This window comes from Marinomonas balearica (assembly GCF_004362145.1).
GTDB classification, from domain to species: domain Bacteria; phylum Pseudomonadota; class Gammaproteobacteria; order Pseudomonadales; family Marinomonadaceae; genus Marinomonas; species Marinomonas balearica.
On sequence record NZ_SNXC01000009.1, the window covers coordinates 662,858 to 680,363 of the forward strand.

11 protein-coding genes are annotated in these 17,506 nt (G+C 43.5%); 5 read left to right on the top strand and 6 right to left on the bottom strand.

Annotated features, from left to right (window positions below):
- Window positions 1–9 precede the first annotated feature (9 nt).
- A complete protein-coding gene (locus tag DFP79_RS04695; RefSeq protein WP_243730193.1) occupies window positions 10–966 on the top strand; it encodes a GlxA family transcriptional regulator in 957 nt (318 codons plus the stop codon).
- 3 nt (window positions 967–969) lie between these two features.
- Here DFP79_RS04695 and DFP79_RS04700 read toward each other — a convergent pair whose 3' ends face one another.
- The 6 genes from DFP79_RS04700 to DFP79_RS04725 all read right to left on the bottom strand — a co-directional run bounded on the left by DFP79_RS04700 (window position 970) and on the right by DFP79_RS04725 (window position 10,282).
- The gene (locus tag DFP79_RS04700) at window positions 970–1,551 is read right to left on the bottom strand and encodes an NADPH-dependent FMN reductase (protein WP_133502767.1); all 582 of its coding nucleotides are present in this window, start codon (window positions 1,549–1,551) and stop codon (window positions 970–972) included.
- Window positions 1,552–1,695: 144 nt separating this feature from the next.
- Entirely contained in the window at window positions 1,696–2,808 is a 1,113-nt protein-coding gene (locus tag DFP79_RS04705; RefSeq protein ID WP_133502768.1) for a TfuA-like protein, read from the bottom strand.
- On the bottom strand, window positions 2,808–4,052 hold the full coding sequence (locus tag DFP79_RS04710; protein ID WP_133502769.1) for a YcaO-like family protein: 1,245 nt from the start codon (window positions 4,050–4,052) through the stop codon (window positions 2,808–2,810). Before DFP79_RS04710 ends, DFP79_RS04705 begins: the two co-directional genes overlap by 1 nt.
- A gap of 79 nt (window positions 4,053–4,131) precedes the next feature.
- Complete coding sequence (locus DFP79_RS04715) at window positions 4,132–4,956, bottom strand: hypothetical protein (protein WP_133502770.1); 825 nt, start codon at window positions 4,954–4,956, stop codon at window positions 4,132–4,134.
- Between the two features lie 13 nt (window positions 4,957–4,969).
- Entirely contained in the window at window positions 4,970–9,181 is a 4,212-nt protein-coding gene (locus DFP79_RS04720; RefSeq protein WP_133502771.1) for a protein kinase domain-containing protein, read from the bottom strand.
- A 48-nt stretch (window positions 9,182–9,229) separates the two neighbouring features.
- Window positions 9,230–10,282: an FHA domain-containing protein gene (locus DFP79_RS04725; RefSeq protein ID WP_133502772.1), complete on the bottom strand. Its 1,053-nt coding sequence runs from the start codon at window positions 10,280–10,282 to the stop codon at window positions 9,230–9,232.
- A 347-nt stretch (window positions 10,283–10,629) separates the two neighbouring features.
- Between DFP79_RS04725 and DFP79_RS04730 the strand changes: the two genes are divergently transcribed.
- The 4 genes from DFP79_RS04730 to DFP79_RS04745 are packed head-to-tail and all read left to right on the top strand — an operon-like array spanning window position 10,630 to window position 17,292.
- Window positions 10,630–11,406, top strand: a complete 777-nt coding sequence (locus DFP79_RS04730) for a PAS domain S-box protein (RefSeq protein ID WP_133502773.1) — start codon at window positions 10,630–10,632, stop codon at window positions 11,404–11,406.
- A 56-nt stretch (window positions 11,407–11,462) separates the two neighbouring features.
- Window positions 11,463–12,263 carry a 2Fe-2S iron-sulfur cluster-binding protein gene (locus DFP79_RS04735; protein WP_133502774.1) on the top strand — a complete coding sequence of 267 codons (801 nt, stop codon included), beginning with the start codon at window positions 11,463–11,465 and terminating at the stop codon, window positions 12,261–12,263.
- Between the two features lie 20 nt (window positions 12,264–12,283).
- A complete protein-coding gene (gene sbcD / locus DFP79_RS04740; RefSeq protein WP_133502775.1) occupies window positions 12,284–13,510 on the top strand; it encodes an exonuclease subunit SbcD in 1,227 nt (408 codons plus the stop codon).
- Window positions 13,507–17,292, top strand: coding sequence for an AAA family ATPase (locus DFP79_RS04745; protein WP_133502776.1), 3,786 nt, complete (start codon window positions 13,507–13,509; stop codon window positions 17,290–17,292). The genes sbcD and DFP79_RS04745 overlap by 4 nt, the downstream gene beginning before the upstream one ends.
- Window positions 17,293–17,506: the final 214 nt, after the last annotated feature.

Consider the following 17,506-nt stretch of genomic DNA (forward strand, 5'->3'; position numbering starts at 1 on the left):
AAAAACGTGATGTCGTGCGAAGTTCCAATCAATCTCTATTTTTTGGTGTTACCGGATTCAGTGTTGCTTGATGTGACGGGGCCAGCGGAGGTGTTTCAGTATGCTCAAAGGCTCGGCTTTGCAAATTTTAACCTTAAATTTGTTGGGCCAGTTGAACAGGTCAAGAATTCGATTGGCCTAGATGTACGCGTTGCTCCTCTTCCTGATTATGTGGAGCCAAACAGTTGGCTTTTATGTACGGGGACCGTTGGTAAAACCGTCGATTTAAATTCTCTGCCGATTACTCAAGTACGAAGATGGTTTAAAGGGCAATCGGGTAAATTTGCCAAATATATTAGTATTTGCAGTGGTGCTGTGGTGTTTTCGAGCCTTGGTGTTTTGTCTCATCGAGCCTGTACGACTCATCATGCGCATTTGGAGGAGCTTAGAGAAACCGATGCAACGTCTAAGGTGCTTGATAATCGGCTGTTCGTGGTAGACGGTGATGTTTACAGCAGCGCTGGAATTTTGGCGGGAGTCGATTTAGCACTGTATTTAGTGCAACAAACCTGTGGTGCTAATTGCGCGAGTCAGGTTGCTCGCCATATGGTATTGTTCTCGCGGCGCGGGCCAAATGATCCGAGTGCATCTCCTTGGCTCGAAAACCGTAACCATATTCACAGCAGCGTGCATCACGTTCAAGATAAGATTCAGGCAAACCCTTCTAAAATGTGGACACTAGAAGAGTTATCTGAATCAGTAGGGTGCAGCCCACGTCACTTAACTCGAATATTTAAAGACAATACAGGTATTACGACGCGAGAGTATGTTCACAATTTGCGCATTTCACTCGCTATGCAGCTTTTACAAACAACGCGATGGACGATAGACGACATAGCCGAACACTGCGGGTTTGATGACCCTCGACAGTTTAGGCGACTATGGGCAAGACGTTACGGTCAGCCGCCATCTGCGTATAGAGTTTGATAATTAGTCTCGATAGTCATCGTTAGATTCATAAAACCTCGATGCTTTAGCCCAAAAATGGTTAAGCTGAGCCAAAATTTTTGAATCCCCAAGCATCTGCTCTAAGTCGTAGTCGATGTTGATAAGAGGGTTCTCAAGCGTTGCCTGTAGGCTGCATTCTTCAACGATTGAAAACCCCATGGTGCGAATTATTTCATACATGTGATTGTGAGCATGAGTGGCTCTAGCTGATATATTGGGCAATGCAATGGGACGATCTATTAGTTGATAGCTAGAAACTAACCAGTCCAACGCGTTCTTCAACACACCAGAGACGCCGTGAGCGTATTCAGGACTGCACAATACGATCAAATCAGCGGGTTCTAAAAAAGCCTTCCATTGCAAAACCGAACTAGGAGTGTTTTCATCCTCGTCTACGTTGAAAGGTGGAAGAGACGCCAAACCGTTAAATATTTGGAACTCAACATTTTTGGGCGCTGTGGCCTTGAGAGCATTCAAATACAACGTATTTAGCGAAGCGGTGCGGAGGCTACCTGATACTGCCGCGATTTTGTAGATTTTCTCCATTTTGTTCTTACTGTCCATTGGTTTATTTGTCCTTATGGACGCTTTACGTGTAAACAGACCTCCCTAACCCTCTCCTTGGTAAGGGGAGGGAACAAAGAAATGCTCTTCCCCGTTACTTAAGGGTGAGGTTGGGAGGGGGGCTTGTCTACTTAATACCCCCAGTTAAACCATCTCACCCGCTGCAAAAAGCTTCGCATCGATTATGTGTTCATTGCCCACTTCAACTTGATAAGCGTAGGCCAACAGCATCGCTTCCCGCTCGATCCATCGGTCAAACTGCTGCGTTGTAAGACGCAAAGCAAGCATTTTTTCGCTGACCTTAGCGAAATCAACTTGTCGGTCTTCTGTGACGCATCCCCATTTAGTAACGACTTTGTGAAAGGCCGGGCGTACCCAAGGTTTAAATTCAATGCCAATCGCTTCTGCATGCTCTAACGCGCGCGCGCGAAGTGTAGCGTCGAATTTAGCCAACGGGTCGTCAATATCGATACTGTCAGAGTGGTTTTCAGGCAGATCCACCTCGATACGTGTTGCTCGAGTAGGGGAGACATCGTTAATCAGAGTTTGCCAAGCGTCATTTTCTTGAAGTGTATAATCTACCTTCTTAGGAGCAAGATGAGCAAGGTCAATATCCGCCGCTAAACGAATCAACTGCTCAGCGTCCAGTTCCTTTAAGGAAACAGCGTCATTTTTTAAGAAGGACTCCAACAAGGTTAATGTGTGAGAGTCTAACAGCGTATTGGCAAACGTAATCAAAGCCGCGTGATTACGCTCTGGATACCAAAGGCCTTTTAGATGGGCTTCTATAGCGGTTGCGTGTTCTTCGGTCAGTATGCCTTTATTTTTCGCGCAGACCAGATCATGTCGTAAATCAGCCATCGCGCGCGATATTGGCATAAATCCAAGCTCAGCAGGGCCATGAGTCAACGCAACTTCATCATCGTCTTCGAACCTCAGGCTGGCGTAATTTTCAAAAATGTCACCGACACCCACCATACCAAATGGCACTAACTCAGCCGCACGCAATGCTCCCATGCTGGAGCTGCCGTAAACATGTATGCCGTTAGACATGGCGTACAAGACTTCCTTATGCCACACCGCAGGAACGCTTTCAAAAAAACCGTCAATTAATAGAATGACCTGAGGGTTATCTCGCGTTGCAAGGTAAACATCGCCTTGCTTCGCAGGAGGACGGACATCCGCTTTAGGCAAGGTTTCGAGAATTTTTTCTTTACGAATCGAAGGGCCTGCAAATACAATCATATTCGAACTCATTACACAGATTCCTTAACGGCTTTAACCTTTGCTTGGAACGCCAATGCACGTTTACCGAACTTATACCCCGGCACATCGTGAATGCCTTCTAATCCAGGTGAAATAACCTTAACGACAGGAATATCAAACTCCGCCTTCGTTAAATCTATAAACAGCGGGCAACCCAACCCCTGAGCAGCTAGCTTGGTGATCTGGAGTTCTAGGTCTTCTTCAATCGTATCGAATACCCAACTGTCAATTTCGTTAAAATCCACGAAAGAGGGCGTTATAAGGAGTTCGTTTCGGATTTTTTGGTGAAGTTCTAGGTTTTGTTTTGACTTGTATACAGACAACGAAGAATCGTCTCTAGAGCCGGAAATTAAAGTTAACCGAGTTTGCACGGCTTCGGTTAAAGCTCGCATCAAAGCGACGTGCTTATCTGGGTGCGTGCCCGAACCCGACATCGGATAGAGTGGGCGGTATTGGTCAGGGTGCTCACTTAGGATGGTGGCTTGAAATGTAGGAATACCAATGTCGCTTGTGATGTCCCAAATACTGATGAGGATATTTGCGCTCCTAATTTTCGTTATGAGCGCATTAATTGTGGGATCGATTATAGAATCTAAAGATACTTTTCTTTTGGACTTTATAGAAGTTGGAACGAATGACCATAGTGTTAAGGCATCTCTTTCTATCAGCTCGCAAAGACCATGACTGATGGCTTCTGAAAAAGTATTGCCTGATGCGAGCCCATTAGTGCTTAGCTGGAAGCACCCGCTTCCTTGTGGGAGAGGGAGTGTAAAATCACAGTGTGCTAAATCGTACGGGACGTATATTTTTTCTTTTGATGTTAAATTCTGTGCTTCAATCCATAATCTTTTTTCATGTTCATTGAAGGAGCGAACGTCCATTTTGGGTAGGCTGTCGAGGTCTATTGCCTGATGGCTATTTTTAAGCGCGTTGAATGAACAGAATCGGGTTGGTAGGTCGATGTTTTCGGCATGCCACGTCTCAATTGCTTCCATTGCAGCCGATGCCATTGCCGCGTCATTTGATATCCCTTTTCCTTGTGAAACTGAAATGGCTTTTGCATTTGGTCTGCAGGCTGTAAAAACAGGGATGCCGATGTAATCTAGCCCTGTGACGTTGGCAAGACGTGTAATTCCCATCTTAGAAAATAGGGGAGTAATCTTTTCTAGCGTTTGGGCTGGAGTAACAGTACGGTGTGTGCCGCTCAGAAAAGACTTGGGTGAACTGGGAGTCACAAGAGTTCCTTACAAGCTTAATTATCGTAAAGTAAGTAAGGGTTAGACCATCCTAACCCTTGAATCAAATATTATAGTTTTAGTCTTTAAATGTTCTTAAGTTTGCTACGTAACAAACTGCGCCGCCGCCACCGCCGACGCCGGCACCGACGCCGACAGACTCAGTAAATGCACTATTGCTTTCTTTTTTGGGGTCGAGATCACTGTTTTCTCGGATATCGCATGGGTTTAGTGCGCCACTTTGGATACCTGAGCTACCATAATAGGCTTCAAGATACCCTATGTTTGCTTTTCTTAATTCACTTGGGTCTGTGATTACAAAATCTTCCAAAGCGTTTGCTGAAATATGTGCCACTTTATAGCTGTAGCAAGACATTACATCGTGAATTTTCTCTGGGTGTTCATAGTATGCGATATACAAATCCATCCCTTTTGGAAGGGTAAAGAGTTGATACATATATTCCTTAGGTACAGGAGAGAAAGAAGCATTATAATTAGTGTCTTTCAAGTGGCGATCTGGAATGGGAGTATCTTGCTCAATAGGACCAAAATCTTTTGCAACAATGGTCATATTTTGTCGATTCATTCTCAGTTGACGCAGGTCAATATAGTAACCAGTATCGTAGTGGTTTGTATGTTTTGCTCTAGTTAGTTTTTTAATATTGCTTTCTGCTTTAAAGATATTCCAGTCGATTACCTTTGAAACGGCAGGCCCTGCAATATTTGTGGGGTATACGCCATCTTCTTCCAAAAAAAAGCGCTGTTCAATACCCTTTTCGACAGTTACTGATTCTACAACGTAATTTGGATCAGAGTATTCATCTTTACTAATGTAGGCGATTCTTCCGTCTCTTAAAAGGACGTAGATGTCTTCGAATGTGTCTAAAATTGGGTCGCTTTCCATTTTTATTTCCTTGTTAAATGTATTTTTCTGTTTTAGATGAAGTTAAAAATTGTTCGATATTGCTTTCGGTAATATTAAACTCTGAAAATTCGTATATAATATCCTCCATAATGGGGTTGAGTTTATATGATCTGTTTTGGTTTATTTTTTTTGAAAGAGTTTGTATTGTTTTTTTGTCTTCTAAGTTCAGTGCAATCGCGAGTATGTGAGAAATCCAAATAAGAGGATGGTTATAGTTAGATGATGATTTACTTTGTTGTATGAAACAGATAGCTAGTTCTTTTTTGGCTTCTTGGATGTTTTCTTTATAAAAATGAACCCACGCAATGTTTGCATGAGCGATAGCGACGTACTCTACTAAATTTAGTTTTTGGCTTATCTGCAGGGCTTGGTTGGCAGTGATAAATGCATTTTTTTCATCGTACTCTATTCTGTATGCCAGCGCTAAATAGGTTAAGCAGCGAGCTTCTAGAATTCGTTCATTTTTTTGTCTTGCATTTGATAGTGCATCTTTTAATGATTGTATTGCTTCAATACCCAACTTGCAGTGGATTTGCCCCATCCCGTAGGCTAACAAGGTATATGTATATAACTCCCTCGTTTCTGAAGCCTTAGCATTATCTACAGCTTGTCTTTGTATGTTTAAATCCTCCAGGGAAATATCGTATAATTTTTTACGTTGTATATATTGAAATTTCGCATGAAAAAATTCGGCCTTTTCCGACTTGTCAGTTATTTGGTCGATTATTGGATCAATTTCATTAAGTATTTTTTTCATCTCGTTTGTGTTTTCCTGCCAAAAGTAAATGTAAAAAATTTCTCTTTTAGCTCTTAACCAAATTTTTTGCCATGATGAGTTGATATCTGGGGACGATTTTCGTATGGATTTTAATATGTCTAATGCCGTGAAGAACTGTTTTAAAGCCTGTTTGTAATTATGAAAAGTTCCATAGTTCCTTCCAATAATAATAGATGTATTGGCTTTCCACTCACCCTCAGTATCAATATTTAAAAGTAGATAGAGTTCACAGTGTTTCTTTCTGGATTCGCCTTCGTAGCCCAATATTCCTAAACAGGTACCTAGGGAGTCAAGACAAGATTTTAAGCGGCTAAAGTCTCGATTGTTTATATTTAATTTTTCCAACCCAATCGCATTTTCATATAGTGAAATAGCATCCTCAAAGGCCCATGATATTTCCGCCAGATCCGCAGATTTCTTGTACCAAATCGCTGCATTTTCATATTGGATGGATTGTTCATAGTGATAAGCAAGTTCCGCTGCAATGAAGCGGTCGCTTACGTCTGCATGTTCTTGAATCGCGTTGGCGATGAGGCCATGAATGGCGGGTTTTGTTTGTGTATCAATGCTGTCGTAGCCCGCGTCACGCACTAAGGCATGCTTAAATAGGTAACGGTCGCCGTCGACGTGACGTTGTTGAATAATGACCTGATTGTTGATGAGTTCGTCTAGGTCGTTTTGAACCTGAAGCTCGCTGTAGGGCGATGCGGCAACTAAAAGGTTGTAGTTAAATTGACGACCAAAGGAAGAGGCCAGTTGTAAGGTGTCTTTGGCATAAACAAGGTGGTCGATTTTGCTTTGAATCGATTCGCGCAAGCTGCTCGGGATTTGGTCGATATTGTCTGGGTCGGTAAAGTCGACGGTGTTGTTTTGTATCCGTACGGTATTGTTCCGACGCATGGCGGTGGCCAACTCTTCTATAAAGAGCGGTACTCCGTCGGTGCGGTCTAGGAGGACGTTTTTTACGGCGTCTGATATATCAGCACCCTCAAATAGCTCCGAAATAAAGGCTTCTGTTGCGGCTTGGTCCAAGGGAGCTAGAGCAATCGTATGGATATTGGAGTGATTAAGTTGAGCAGGCAATTCGTTTCTAGACGTGATGACGATTGACGGATGGTCACTATTCTCCGCTCTGCTTTCGTTTTTGTGTTGTGCTTTGCTTTTATCTTTGTATTCTGACGCCAATTTTAGGCTATCAGAGCCTAGCGCTTCTTCTATTTGTGCGGCGGTTTGCTCTGAATATTGTTCTACGTTTTGCGCCGTGCTCAGCAGTGCGGCGATAAATTCCAATGTGGTGTTATCGGCCCAATGGACGTCTTCGAAAATGTACAAAGGGTGCAGTGTGGTGTTTTCACGCAACAGGTAAGCAAGCCCTTCGAACAGCAGTTCTTTTTGTGCTGCGGGAGACAAGCTAGACAAGTTTTTATTGTCAATATCTGGAAGGTTTAGCCAAATCGCTAATAAGGTTGTGATTTCTTCTTTGGAGCCAGTAAATTCGGCATCAATTAAAGTGTCTATAAGGTAACGATATTCGCTACTGCCTTCAAGTTTTTGTCGATTTAGGTAGTGCTTGACGACCGTGAGTACGGGGTAGAGGGCGTTGTTTTGGTGTTCTGGCAGACACTGGAATATTTTTTGCGAACGGGTGCTTTCATGGCGGCGCAGTTCTTGAATCAGTCTGGATTTTCCAATGCCCGCGTCGGCGTGAATGTATACGGCTTGATTGATGTGGTTTGCGTTTTGAGGTACTTCGTCTTCAGGGTTGTATTGCTCAGAGCGTTTGATGGACGCTCGAATCTGACATAGCTCTGTTTGGCGTCCGACTAAAGGGTAGGCGTTTCTTGTGCCACGTATAAAACCAAATGCTTCGATAACACGTTCTGAAGTGAGTTCAACACCGTGATGCACTGCATTAATTTTTTCAGAATAGCGGTTTTCGGAAAAGTTATAGTAGGGCGCTAATATTGCTTGAGTATCAGCAGAGCAGAGTATTTGTCTATTGGTCGCAGCTTGAGCCATTTGTGTTGCGGTATGCGAAGTAAAACCTTCAGGAACTTGGTTGCTGCGTTTTAGCATGATGCCGCTGTGTATTCCGCAGTTGGTCTCGAAGGTGCAGCCGTGCTTTTTAGTGAGGTACGATGCTTGACGCTTAGAAAGGCTCAGCACCTCTAACGCCGTTCGCGCCGCGAGCCTCGCATCGTGGTCTGACCCAACAGGGTAGCCAAAATAAAAGACGCTTTGGTTGCTTAGGTTGCCGACGTGGAAACCACCGTAGCGGCGAGCGACGTCTATGTATTGATTTTGTGTGGATTGAAATAAGGCTTCTACCACGTCCGATTCCGCTGCATCGTAGCGGTCGGTGTGTCGTACGTCTATTGTGAGTGAGAGTACGGTCATATAGCGACGTTCGATCGATTGTGTTGTAACCGAGGGAATGAAGTTCGGATCGTCGGAGCGCAGTAAAAGGGTGGCGGTGTTATTTGCGCCGTTATTTTCAAGCGAGTTTAAGTGAGTTGCGTTACTTGTGTCTGGGAGTAGTTTTCCAACAAGGTTGTTAACGAGCAATGAATTCAAGTCGTCAAATAGTATTTGTCCGTCGTCTATTCTGTCTTTTGGGTTTTTGCGCAGCGTTCTTTCGAGAAGTGCGCCGAGTGGATGATCCAGCAGTGGCGCTGGAATTTTTATAGGAACATCATTGAGGTGTTGATGGTATATCTCTGCAACGCTGGTGCCGGGGATGGCGGGAGCGCCCGTAAGGCATTCTATGAATACCAACCCCCACATATATAAGTCGGTGCTGAATGTGGTTAGTTCGCCTCTAAGTTGTTCGGGCGAGCAGTAGGTTGGGGTGCCGAGCGATTCTTGTGTGATGGTGATGGCTCGGTAATCCTCGGGTTGTTGACCGAGTGTTAAGGTGCTTATGCCGAAATCCAGTAGTTTTACGTGAAGCTTTGCACCAGAGTGGTTGAGCATTATGTTCGATGGTTTTACATCACGATGGATTATGCCTTGTGAATGAGCGTATACAATAGCATCGAGCACTTGCAGCATGACATCGTAGGTTTCATTAATGCTGAGTGCACCATTTTGTTTTAAATGATCACTTAGCGAAGTGCCTTCTACGAATTCGAAAACACTAAATACCGTCGAGTCGTCCATGACGCCTTTGTCTAATAGGCGGACGATGTGAGCGTGGGATAACTGAGAGACAATGTTGCTTTCACGCTCAAATCGGGCGGATTGGCGTGCTTGTTGATTGGTGTCTTTCTCGTGTGTTATGTGTAAAAATTTTATTGCAACAGTTTGTCCGGTGCGTTTATAGATGGCTTTATAGACGACGCCAAAGCCACCTTCACCTATTTTATGTAACAGTTCGTAGGCATTCGAAATAAAACGAGTGCTTATGTCGGAGAACCTTTGGCTCATATCTGTTACCGCTCTATGATTGACTTGTTCCAAAGTTAATTATCTATGTCATTGAGGTGAATGGTCTTGCATCCTGCTGTGGCTTCCTTTCACAATAGTTATTTTATTGCTGTTAAAGCGTATTTCGCCGTCCTTGAGCTGTAAAAGTTCGCACGCATCGAATCCATTGAAACTGACTGAATCGCGTAATCGGGTACGTAATCGATGCAAGCGAATGCGTGTGTTTTCAGGCTCGATTCCTAGGGTTTTGGATAGTTCCTTGAGGTCTATCCACCCTCGGTTATTTTCAGGGTAGCCAGCTTCGTCATCTTCAATACTTTTACGTGCAAGACAAAGCAATAAATACAATTGGCTTTGTATTCTATGGCCTGATACTTCAGTCGTTTGATGTATGTCTTGAATAATTAGGGTGATGTGCTCTTCGTCATCTGACACTTCGAGTTTGAACTCTAAGTCAGATACAGTGTATGCGGTGGGGCGATTGATAATGGTATCGTGTTCAACATTATTGGTTTGGAGTCGATAATAAGCTCCTCCGCATTGTAAGAGCTCTCCATTTTGAATTGGAAAAGGCTGGTTGCCTTTCGTACGATCGAGAAATTTCCAGCCTAAACTGCCAAATGTCATAGTGATATGCTCATTTATGTTTGTTTCAGGTCTCTCGAGTGGGATAGCGGGCTTAGAAGGGTTAATGTGCACGAGTAGATCACACGGTTCCAAAATGCTTAATACTTTAAAGGACTCGCCGTCACGTGATGACAAAATAATAGTGTCGTCTAGGTTTAGTGCGACAGGAGCTTCTTTGGGAACTTTTTGGTCGTTTATCCAAACACCATTAGTGCTTTTGTCTTCAAGGCTCCATTTACCATTTTTCCAGCATATTAGCGCGTGAATGCGCGAGATATCTTCTCGAGAAAGAAGTGTGTGGCAGCCTTGCATTCGCCCAAATGAATGATATTGACGCAAGTAAATGAGTTGGCCAGAGCTGGATTGTAAAACCCCACCTGCGTAAAAAGTAGGTGTTATAGGAAGAGTATGGGTGTTTAATTTAATGTCGTTTGATTGGGCAGTCTTGAGACTTTTTATAGTCGTGCTTGGCATAATCCTGTTCCTTTAAATTTCCCTATAACACGCACTGATCATTTTTGCTCCGCTTCTACGGACACTTCTTAGAACAGTTGCGCAGGGCTTTAACTTACAACACTTATTTCAATTAATAAAGTGCGCATTCGTGTAAGGGACTGTAAATTTGTTATGCAGCATGTATAGGGTGAAAATTGTATTTTTAGTGTTCTTGCAATCTTTTTTCTTGCTATTACGTGCCCACAATCAAACTCATACAAAAGACTACAGAGTGACAATCATTCCGCTGCTAGAGTTTTAGTCATGTGCTTTTTCTAACTTATGGTGTGTTTTGACGAGATTTGAGGTTTGGTGTTGGAGGTTTAATGAAGGGTAACGGTCTATGCGTTGTTTTGTTGTCCTCTTTGCTTGGGTTTGGTACTTCAACGCTTTTATTTAATGGATTTTCCAGCACGCTTGGTGTGTTTGGTTTATTGTCGCTCTCGATGTCTTTCGTTGGGTTGGTTGTTTGTATTTTGCGGCGTAAATCAGAACTGAAAGGCGTTGCCGCGAACTGTGATGATAGCTCGCTCTCGAATGGCGTGTTATTTGATGGAATAGAGATGCTCCAACGGTTTTCTAAAAAAGTGGGAAACCTTACGCGACAACGAGATGATGCTCGCCGCTGTTATCAAGACTCTGAAAAAAACCGTCAATTCGCTGAGCAAATACTTGAAGCTGTGCTTAATAATCACCAAATTGCGGCATTATTGATTGATCGCAAAGGGAAGCTTATAGAGGTTAATAATAACGCTTTAAAAATCGTAGGCTTTCGTCGTGAATCGGTTATTAATCATTCGGTTGATATTTTAACGTGTTTTCCGTTCTTATCTGATATTTACAGACGTAACTGGCTTGCAGAGCTTTCTGCTAACGGCCCTGGTATATTTGATCGTTCCCACGAAGGAGTGATTCTTTCTCACAATGGTGGGATTAGTATTCAGTGTGATTGGGAAATGACAAAAATCACGCTTGATGATCAGCTTATGTATCTTGTCTTTATACAGCCTGTAACACGTCAAGTTGTGAAAAAGCGCTTCACGCTAGTAAAGCCATCTTACAGTGCCAATGGAAGACGGCGTCCACCCGCGCAATCCTTGTAGCGTACGTTCAATGTGAAATGTGGCATAATGCGGCTATATGTCTGAACGGGTGACAAATGGAAATAAAAGTTGATGGCAAACTGATTCAAGCGCCAGAAGGTGAGAACCTTTTGAGCCTTTTACTCGAAAATGGAGTAGACATTGCCTATGGCTGTCGTGCGGGGGCGTGTTGTTCCTGCAGTGTCTATGACTTGGATTTAAAAGCTGATATTTTGGCATGCCAAACTCAGATAGATCGTTCATTTAATCTCACCTTTGAGCTCCCTAAAGTTGAAAGTGTACCTGTTACTTGTATCTCATCATCGCAGTTGCGTGTAGGAACGCTGCTTACGGGAATGTCTTCGCGGTCTTTGATCATGGGGGAAAAAGTAAGGTTCGATAAGAAAATGGACGTTTGGGTCGTTGTTGGGTCTGATCAAGAAGGCTGTTATTTTTGGTCGCCAAACCACTATGCTTCAGCACTTTGCTATTCGAAGTTCTCTCACATTACGGATTCATCCCAAGGCGCTGTCGACTCGAAGATAACAGCCGAGGTTCTCTCGTCTGCCAATGACGGGCGTGTTCTGTTGATTATTGAGCCCGTTTTGTTTGAACTCTCCGGCCCTCTTACTGCGTCGTTTTCTGATGACACGACGGTCGTCATTTTGCAGGGTGATGCGCGTAACCTAGATTTAAGCGAATTTAAATTTCAACGGTTTCAGTGTGTGATCTCTGTAGGAGAACGAATTTTCTCCGAATCGTTGGAGGCGCTATTAACGGAATCCAAGGTTCGAGCGGAGCACCTTCTGTATCTTCCGTTGTTATCAACATCAATGTCTGCATCGCCTTCTTTTAGTTTGCTCCCAAATACACCTTAGAGACCTATTTAATTTAATCAATGAAGATTTTACATACCTCCGACTGGCACCTTGGTCAGCACTTCATGGGAAAAACACGTTATGAAGAACACAGCCAATTAATTGATTGGTTAGTAACCTTCGTAGAAAACGAACGCATTGAGCTTGTGATCATTGCTGGTGATGTTTTTGATACGGGATCACCGCCAAGCTACGCACGGGAATTGTACCACTCTCTTGTTGTTTCATTGTTTAAAGCCAACTGCCAGCTGCTTGTGTTAGCGGGGAATCACGATTCGGTCAGTATGCTCAATGAATCGAAGGACCTATTGTCTTACATGAAAGCTAATGTTGTGACGGCTCCAGAAGAAGAGCGTGACAACGTAATGCTTGTAAAAAATGCAAGTGGTGACCCTGCGGCCATTGTCTGTGCTGTGCCGTTTCTTCGCCCGAAAGACTTGTACCTGTCGTTCGAAGGGGAGTCTGAGCAATACAAAAAGGACAAGCTACTTGGAAGTATTACGACATATTATCAGGTACAGTTTGACTCTGCACAGTGCTTAAAAACAGAGCTTAATCTCAAACACGATATTCCGATCATTGGTACTGGGCACTTAACAGTTTTTGGGAGTGAAAAAACAGAATCTGTTCGAGATATTTATGTTGGCAGTGTCGATAATATCCCGGCTTCACTTTTCCCTGAGTTTGATTATTTGGCATTGGGGCACATTCACCGCCCCCAAAAAGTAGGGCGAGGAGGAATGATGCGATATTGCGGTTCTCCAATCCCGCTGAGCTTTGATGAGATATCTCATTCCAAACAGGTTGTGGTATTCGAAACGGATTGTATTTCTGATTCTATTCGAGAAGTAAACATTCCATGTTTTCAGCCAATGCGTTCATTAAAAGGCCGATTCGACGAAATTGCTCAGATTTTAGAGAGAGAGCGCTTTGAAGGTGACAAACCAACTTGGTTGGAGATCAAGGTTGAATCTCTTGAATTTGGCGCAGATGTTCAAAACCGTATCAATGATTTGTTAGAAGGGAAAAATGCAGAACTGCTTCGATTGAGTCGCGTAAAGCCTGCCGATACTCTTCAGAGTGAGGTCGCAATGAATGAAACGCTAGATGAGCTGTCAGTGAACGACGTCTTTAGCCGACTCATTGACGAAGGAGATGTGTTGGACGATGAGCAAAAGCGTGTTCAAAAACAGCTGTTTTCTCAGCTTTTGTCAGATATGGACATGGGTAAGGTGTCAGAAAAGTGAAGATTTGTTCCTTAAGGCTTAAAAATTTAAATGCATTGAAAGGTGAGTGGTATTTGGATTTTGAGGCCAGCCCTTTTGATGAAAACGGGCTGTTTGCGATTGTCGGTCCGACCGGTGCAGGAAAATCAACGTTACTGGATGCAATTTGTCTCGCGCTTTATCACGAAACACCCAGAGGCTTGAAAGTCTCAAAAAGTGTGAATGACATCATGACGCGTTCGACGGCGGATTGTTTGGCGGAAGTCGTATTTGAAGTCAATCAAAATCGCTATCGAGCATTTTGGAGTCAACGTCGCGCTAGAGGAAAGTCCGATGGTAATTTACAAGATGCAAAATGTGAGATCGCGGATGCAGATGGAAAGGTTCTTACCAATAAGACAAATGAAAAAGTACGCCTAATAGCGGAATTGACGGGGTTAGATTTTGGTCGTTTTACTCGGTCGATGATGCTTGCGCAAGGCGGTTTTGCAGCGTTTCTAAACTCGAATGAACGAGAGAAAGCAGAGCTTCTAGAAGAGCTAACCGGCACTGAGGTGTACGCTCAGATATCCAGTTTTGTATTTGAACGATATCGCGAAGAAAAGCAAGCGATAGAACAATTGGAAGCCATACACGGAAGTATGGTGATTATGGGAGAAGAAGAGCTGGTGGCCCTGCAATCGAACTTGCAGGAAGCTCAATCTAATTCAACAGAGCTAACCGTTCAACGTCAAGAAAAGCAAATTGCATTACAGTGGTTGCAGAACTACTTGAAAGCTCAGTCGTATTTGTCATCTGCGCAGGAAAAGCACGCAGGGGTTGAGCACAGTATCGAATTGTTTAAAAACGATGATGCAGCACTTACTTTGCATGAGAAGGCTGTTGCTTTGGATGAACAATTCAAGACATTAATAGAATCTCGCCATAGATTGGTCGCGTTAGAGAACAACCAAACTGAAACGCTTGAAAAGCTAAGCAGTGAAAAGCGAGCCGTTGAAGCACTTCAGACAGAGGTTGAATTTGGACAAACCCAATTAACAGAAGCTCTTCAGGCGGCTGAGTCGTTCGAGAGAAAAGCAAAAGACCAAATCGAGCCTCTGCTACGATCAAAAGAAAGAGAAGAACAAACGCTAAATGCGCTTTTTCAAAGTAAGCGCGACTGTGTGGAAACGCTTTCAAAAAATAACGCACACACTGAGCAAATACAGAAAGAGTGTGCTGAGTTAGAGAGCCAGCGGGCGGAACTTAATGGTGTATTGTCTATTGCACCGGACAAGGTCAAAGAGCGTGCGACTCAGTTACCGTATTTGCTTAGTTTAAAAGATCAATATCATGTATCCAGTAATGAGCGATGCTCATTTCTTACTAAGAAAGCAGATACGGAAGAAAGCCTAAGCGGCTTACGCGATCAATCAAGCCTAAAAAAAGATGAGCTGGAATCAAGTGTTAAGTTATTGGCTGAAGTCGATGCTCAGTTTGACGAGTTAGCGACGCATCATGAGGACGACCAAGCGTGTATTGTTCGATACGATCAGCTCGAAACCCTGTTGCCAAATGTTGTTCGTCGTAGAGAAAAACACGATGAATGGGTTGGGGCCGAGCGTAAAATCAATGATCTCTATACGGATTTAAAACAACTCGAAGAGGAAAGCATCACTGGGAAGCAAGCGCTTGATGACTTGACCATTGCGTTTGATGATGCGAAATCCCATTGTGAGCATCTGTCTAAAAGGATTGACTTGGAGCGCCGAGTTGCGAGTTTAGAGGCTGAACGAGCCAGACTAATTGATGGGGAGGCGTGCCCGCTTTGTGGAAGTGAAAGTCACCCATGGAGCACAGGGCTGAGTAACCAAACAGATGAACTCGAACGTGAACTTATTGAAAGGCAAAGGGCTTATAATGAGGTCGCAAAACAAGTAGATGAAAAGAAGCTTGATATACGAGGACTCGAAGAGCGTAAGGTGTTAATAAAACGCCTTGTTGACCAGTCGAATGAAGCATTGGATCGGATGAAACGAGATTTCGAGCAATTGACGATCGATTTTTCGGGAGGCTTCGAATCGCTCGCTTTGTGTTCGCCTAAAGAGCAAGAGTCATACATTCAAGAAGAGTTGAATACACTTCAAAGTAAAGTATCAGAGGCGCAAGGTCGAAACGCAGAGCAAGATAACTTAATAAGTCATCAAGAAACTCTAAAACGTACGATAGCCGAACAACAGCATTCACTTTCACTTGTTGAAAATGACATCAAGCGTACGAGCTCTTTACTAAAGGAGCGAGCGGAAAGCATTCGAACAGTCGATGAAGCGTTGGCAAATACGTTAAAGACTATTGAAAATGGCGTACGTGATCTGAAAGGTGAGATGGATCTAAATGCTCTACTAGAGGGTGGTCTAGAGAGAAATTTAGGGAGTGAATCTGATGACGAGCGGGACGGTCGCTCTCAACAAGCTATTTCTAAACAAGTTATTTCTCAACAAACACTGCACGGATTGGATGTTCTGAATCAAGGTTACAAACAATGGTTATCGGCATCTAGTGAGTTGGAAAATACAGAGCAAGGTATTCGTGAAGTCAACATCAAGAAAAGCAATCTTGATTCTCGCAATGAAGAATTAATGAAGAAGTTAGCAGAGTTGGAGAGCAGTATTGAGCGTGTTCAATTATCATTGTCCGACATAAATCAATCTTTGTCGAGTCATTTGTTGGGCAAAACGTTAGGCGAATTAAGGGATATGTTTGCGCTAGAGGTGAGCCAGAAACGCCAACATCTCGCTTCGCTAGAGCAAAGCTTGTATCAGAAAAACGTAGTGCTTGCCGAATTAAAGCAAAAAGAAACACTTAATGGTCAATGGATTTCTCAACAGCAGGAGGCGTTGTCTAACGCTGAGCAGAACTGGTTGTCTGTCCGAATCGATAATGGGTTTTCGGATGATGAAGCATGGCGCACGAGTCATATGGAAGATGCCACCTACGTGATGCTCAAAGATCGTCAAGGTATATTGGCTGACGCGTTAAGTAAAACGCAGCGTGATATTGCATCGGCAGAGCTGGCGCTGGGATCTAATCTTGCCGACAAAACTGCAGTGGAAGGGCATATTTCTGAGATTGAACTAACGGAAGAAGGTTTCAAACAGCTTAAAACTCAAGTTGATGGTCTGGCTGAGGCCTTGAGTGCGAAGCAGCAGGAAGTGGGAGAGCTAAAAGCTAACCTTGATCACGAGATGGCTTTGCGAGCTCGAGTGTCTGAGCAGCTAGAAGGATTACAAAAAAAGAGAGTCGAATTTGAGGCGATTGCGACACTTAATAACTTAGTTGGATCGGCTGATGGAGCGAAATTTAGGCGATATGCTCAAAGTGTTACATTGGATAATCTTGTGTATCTTGCCAATAGGCGGCTTAGTTCAGTGCAGCCGCGATATCAGCTAAAACGCAATTTGCAAGAAGGATTGTCTCTGCTGGTGGTGGATACTTGGCAAGCGGATATAACGCGTGATACTAAAACTTTGTCCGGTGGTGAAAGCTTTTTAGTCAGTCTTGCGTTGGCGTTGGCGTTGTCGGATTTGGTTTCTCATAAAACCAGTATTGATTCGTTATTTTTGGATGAAGGCTTTGGTACATTAGATAATGACACGCTTGAGATTGCGCTGGATGCGCTTGACCAACTCAATGCTTCGGGTAAGCATGTGGGTGTCATCAGTCATATTGATGCATTAAAGGAGCGAATTCCCACTCAAATTGTGGTTACCAAGCGAGCCGGATTAGGTTTTAGCCGACTTTCGGAGTGCTTTTCAGTTATCTGATTCTGGCGTAAATTTTGATGAGCGACCTTTGCGCGACGAGTGTGCTCTCTAATACAGTGTTAAAAAGAGACTCGTCTTGGCGTTGCTCGTGATTTCATGCAAAGGTCTCTATGAATAAAAAGTGGTTAGATGTTGAGCTAGGGGTTTTCCCCAGATATGCAGGTAAAAGTTTGTGAGTAAGTGATAAAAAATCAATAAATACAGTATGTTAGTG

Excerpts from the sequence above, each read along its gene's own strand:
- DFP79_RS04695 (WP_243730193.1), top strand. The coding sequence starts at position 10 with ATGTCGTGCGAAGTTCCAATCAATCTCTATTTTTTGGTGTTACCGGAT.
- DFP79_RS04700 (WP_133502767.1), bottom strand. The coding sequence starts at position 1,551 with ATGGACAGTAAGAACAAAATGGAGAAAATCTACAAAATCGCGGCAGTA.
- DFP79_RS04705 (WP_133502768.1), bottom strand. The coding sequence starts at position 2,808 with ATGAGTTCGAATATGATTGTATTTGCAGGCCCTTCGATTCGTAAAGAA.
- DFP79_RS04715 (WP_133502770.1), bottom strand. The coding sequence starts at position 4,956 with ATGGAAAGCGACCCAATTTTAGACACATTCGAAGACATCTACGTCCTT.
- DFP79_RS04720 (WP_133502771.1), bottom strand. The coding sequence starts at position 9,181 with ATGAGCCAAAGGTTCTCCGACATAAGCACTCGTTTTATTTCGAATGCC.
- DFP79_RS04725 (WP_133502772.1), bottom strand. The coding sequence starts at position 10,282 with ATGCCAAGCACGACTATAAAAAGTCTCAAGACTGCCCAATCAAACGAC.
- DFP79_RS04730 (WP_133502773.1), top strand. The coding sequence starts at position 10,630 with ATGAAGGGTAACGGTCTATGCGTTGTTTTGTTGTCCTCTTTGCTTGGG.
- DFP79_RS04735 (WP_133502774.1), top strand. The coding sequence starts at position 11,463 with ATGGAAATAAAAGTTGATGGCAAACTGATTCAAGCGCCAGAAGGTGAG.
- sbcD (WP_133502775.1), top strand. The coding sequence starts at position 12,284 with ATGAAGATTTTACATACCTCCGACTGGCACCTTGGTCAGCACTTCATG.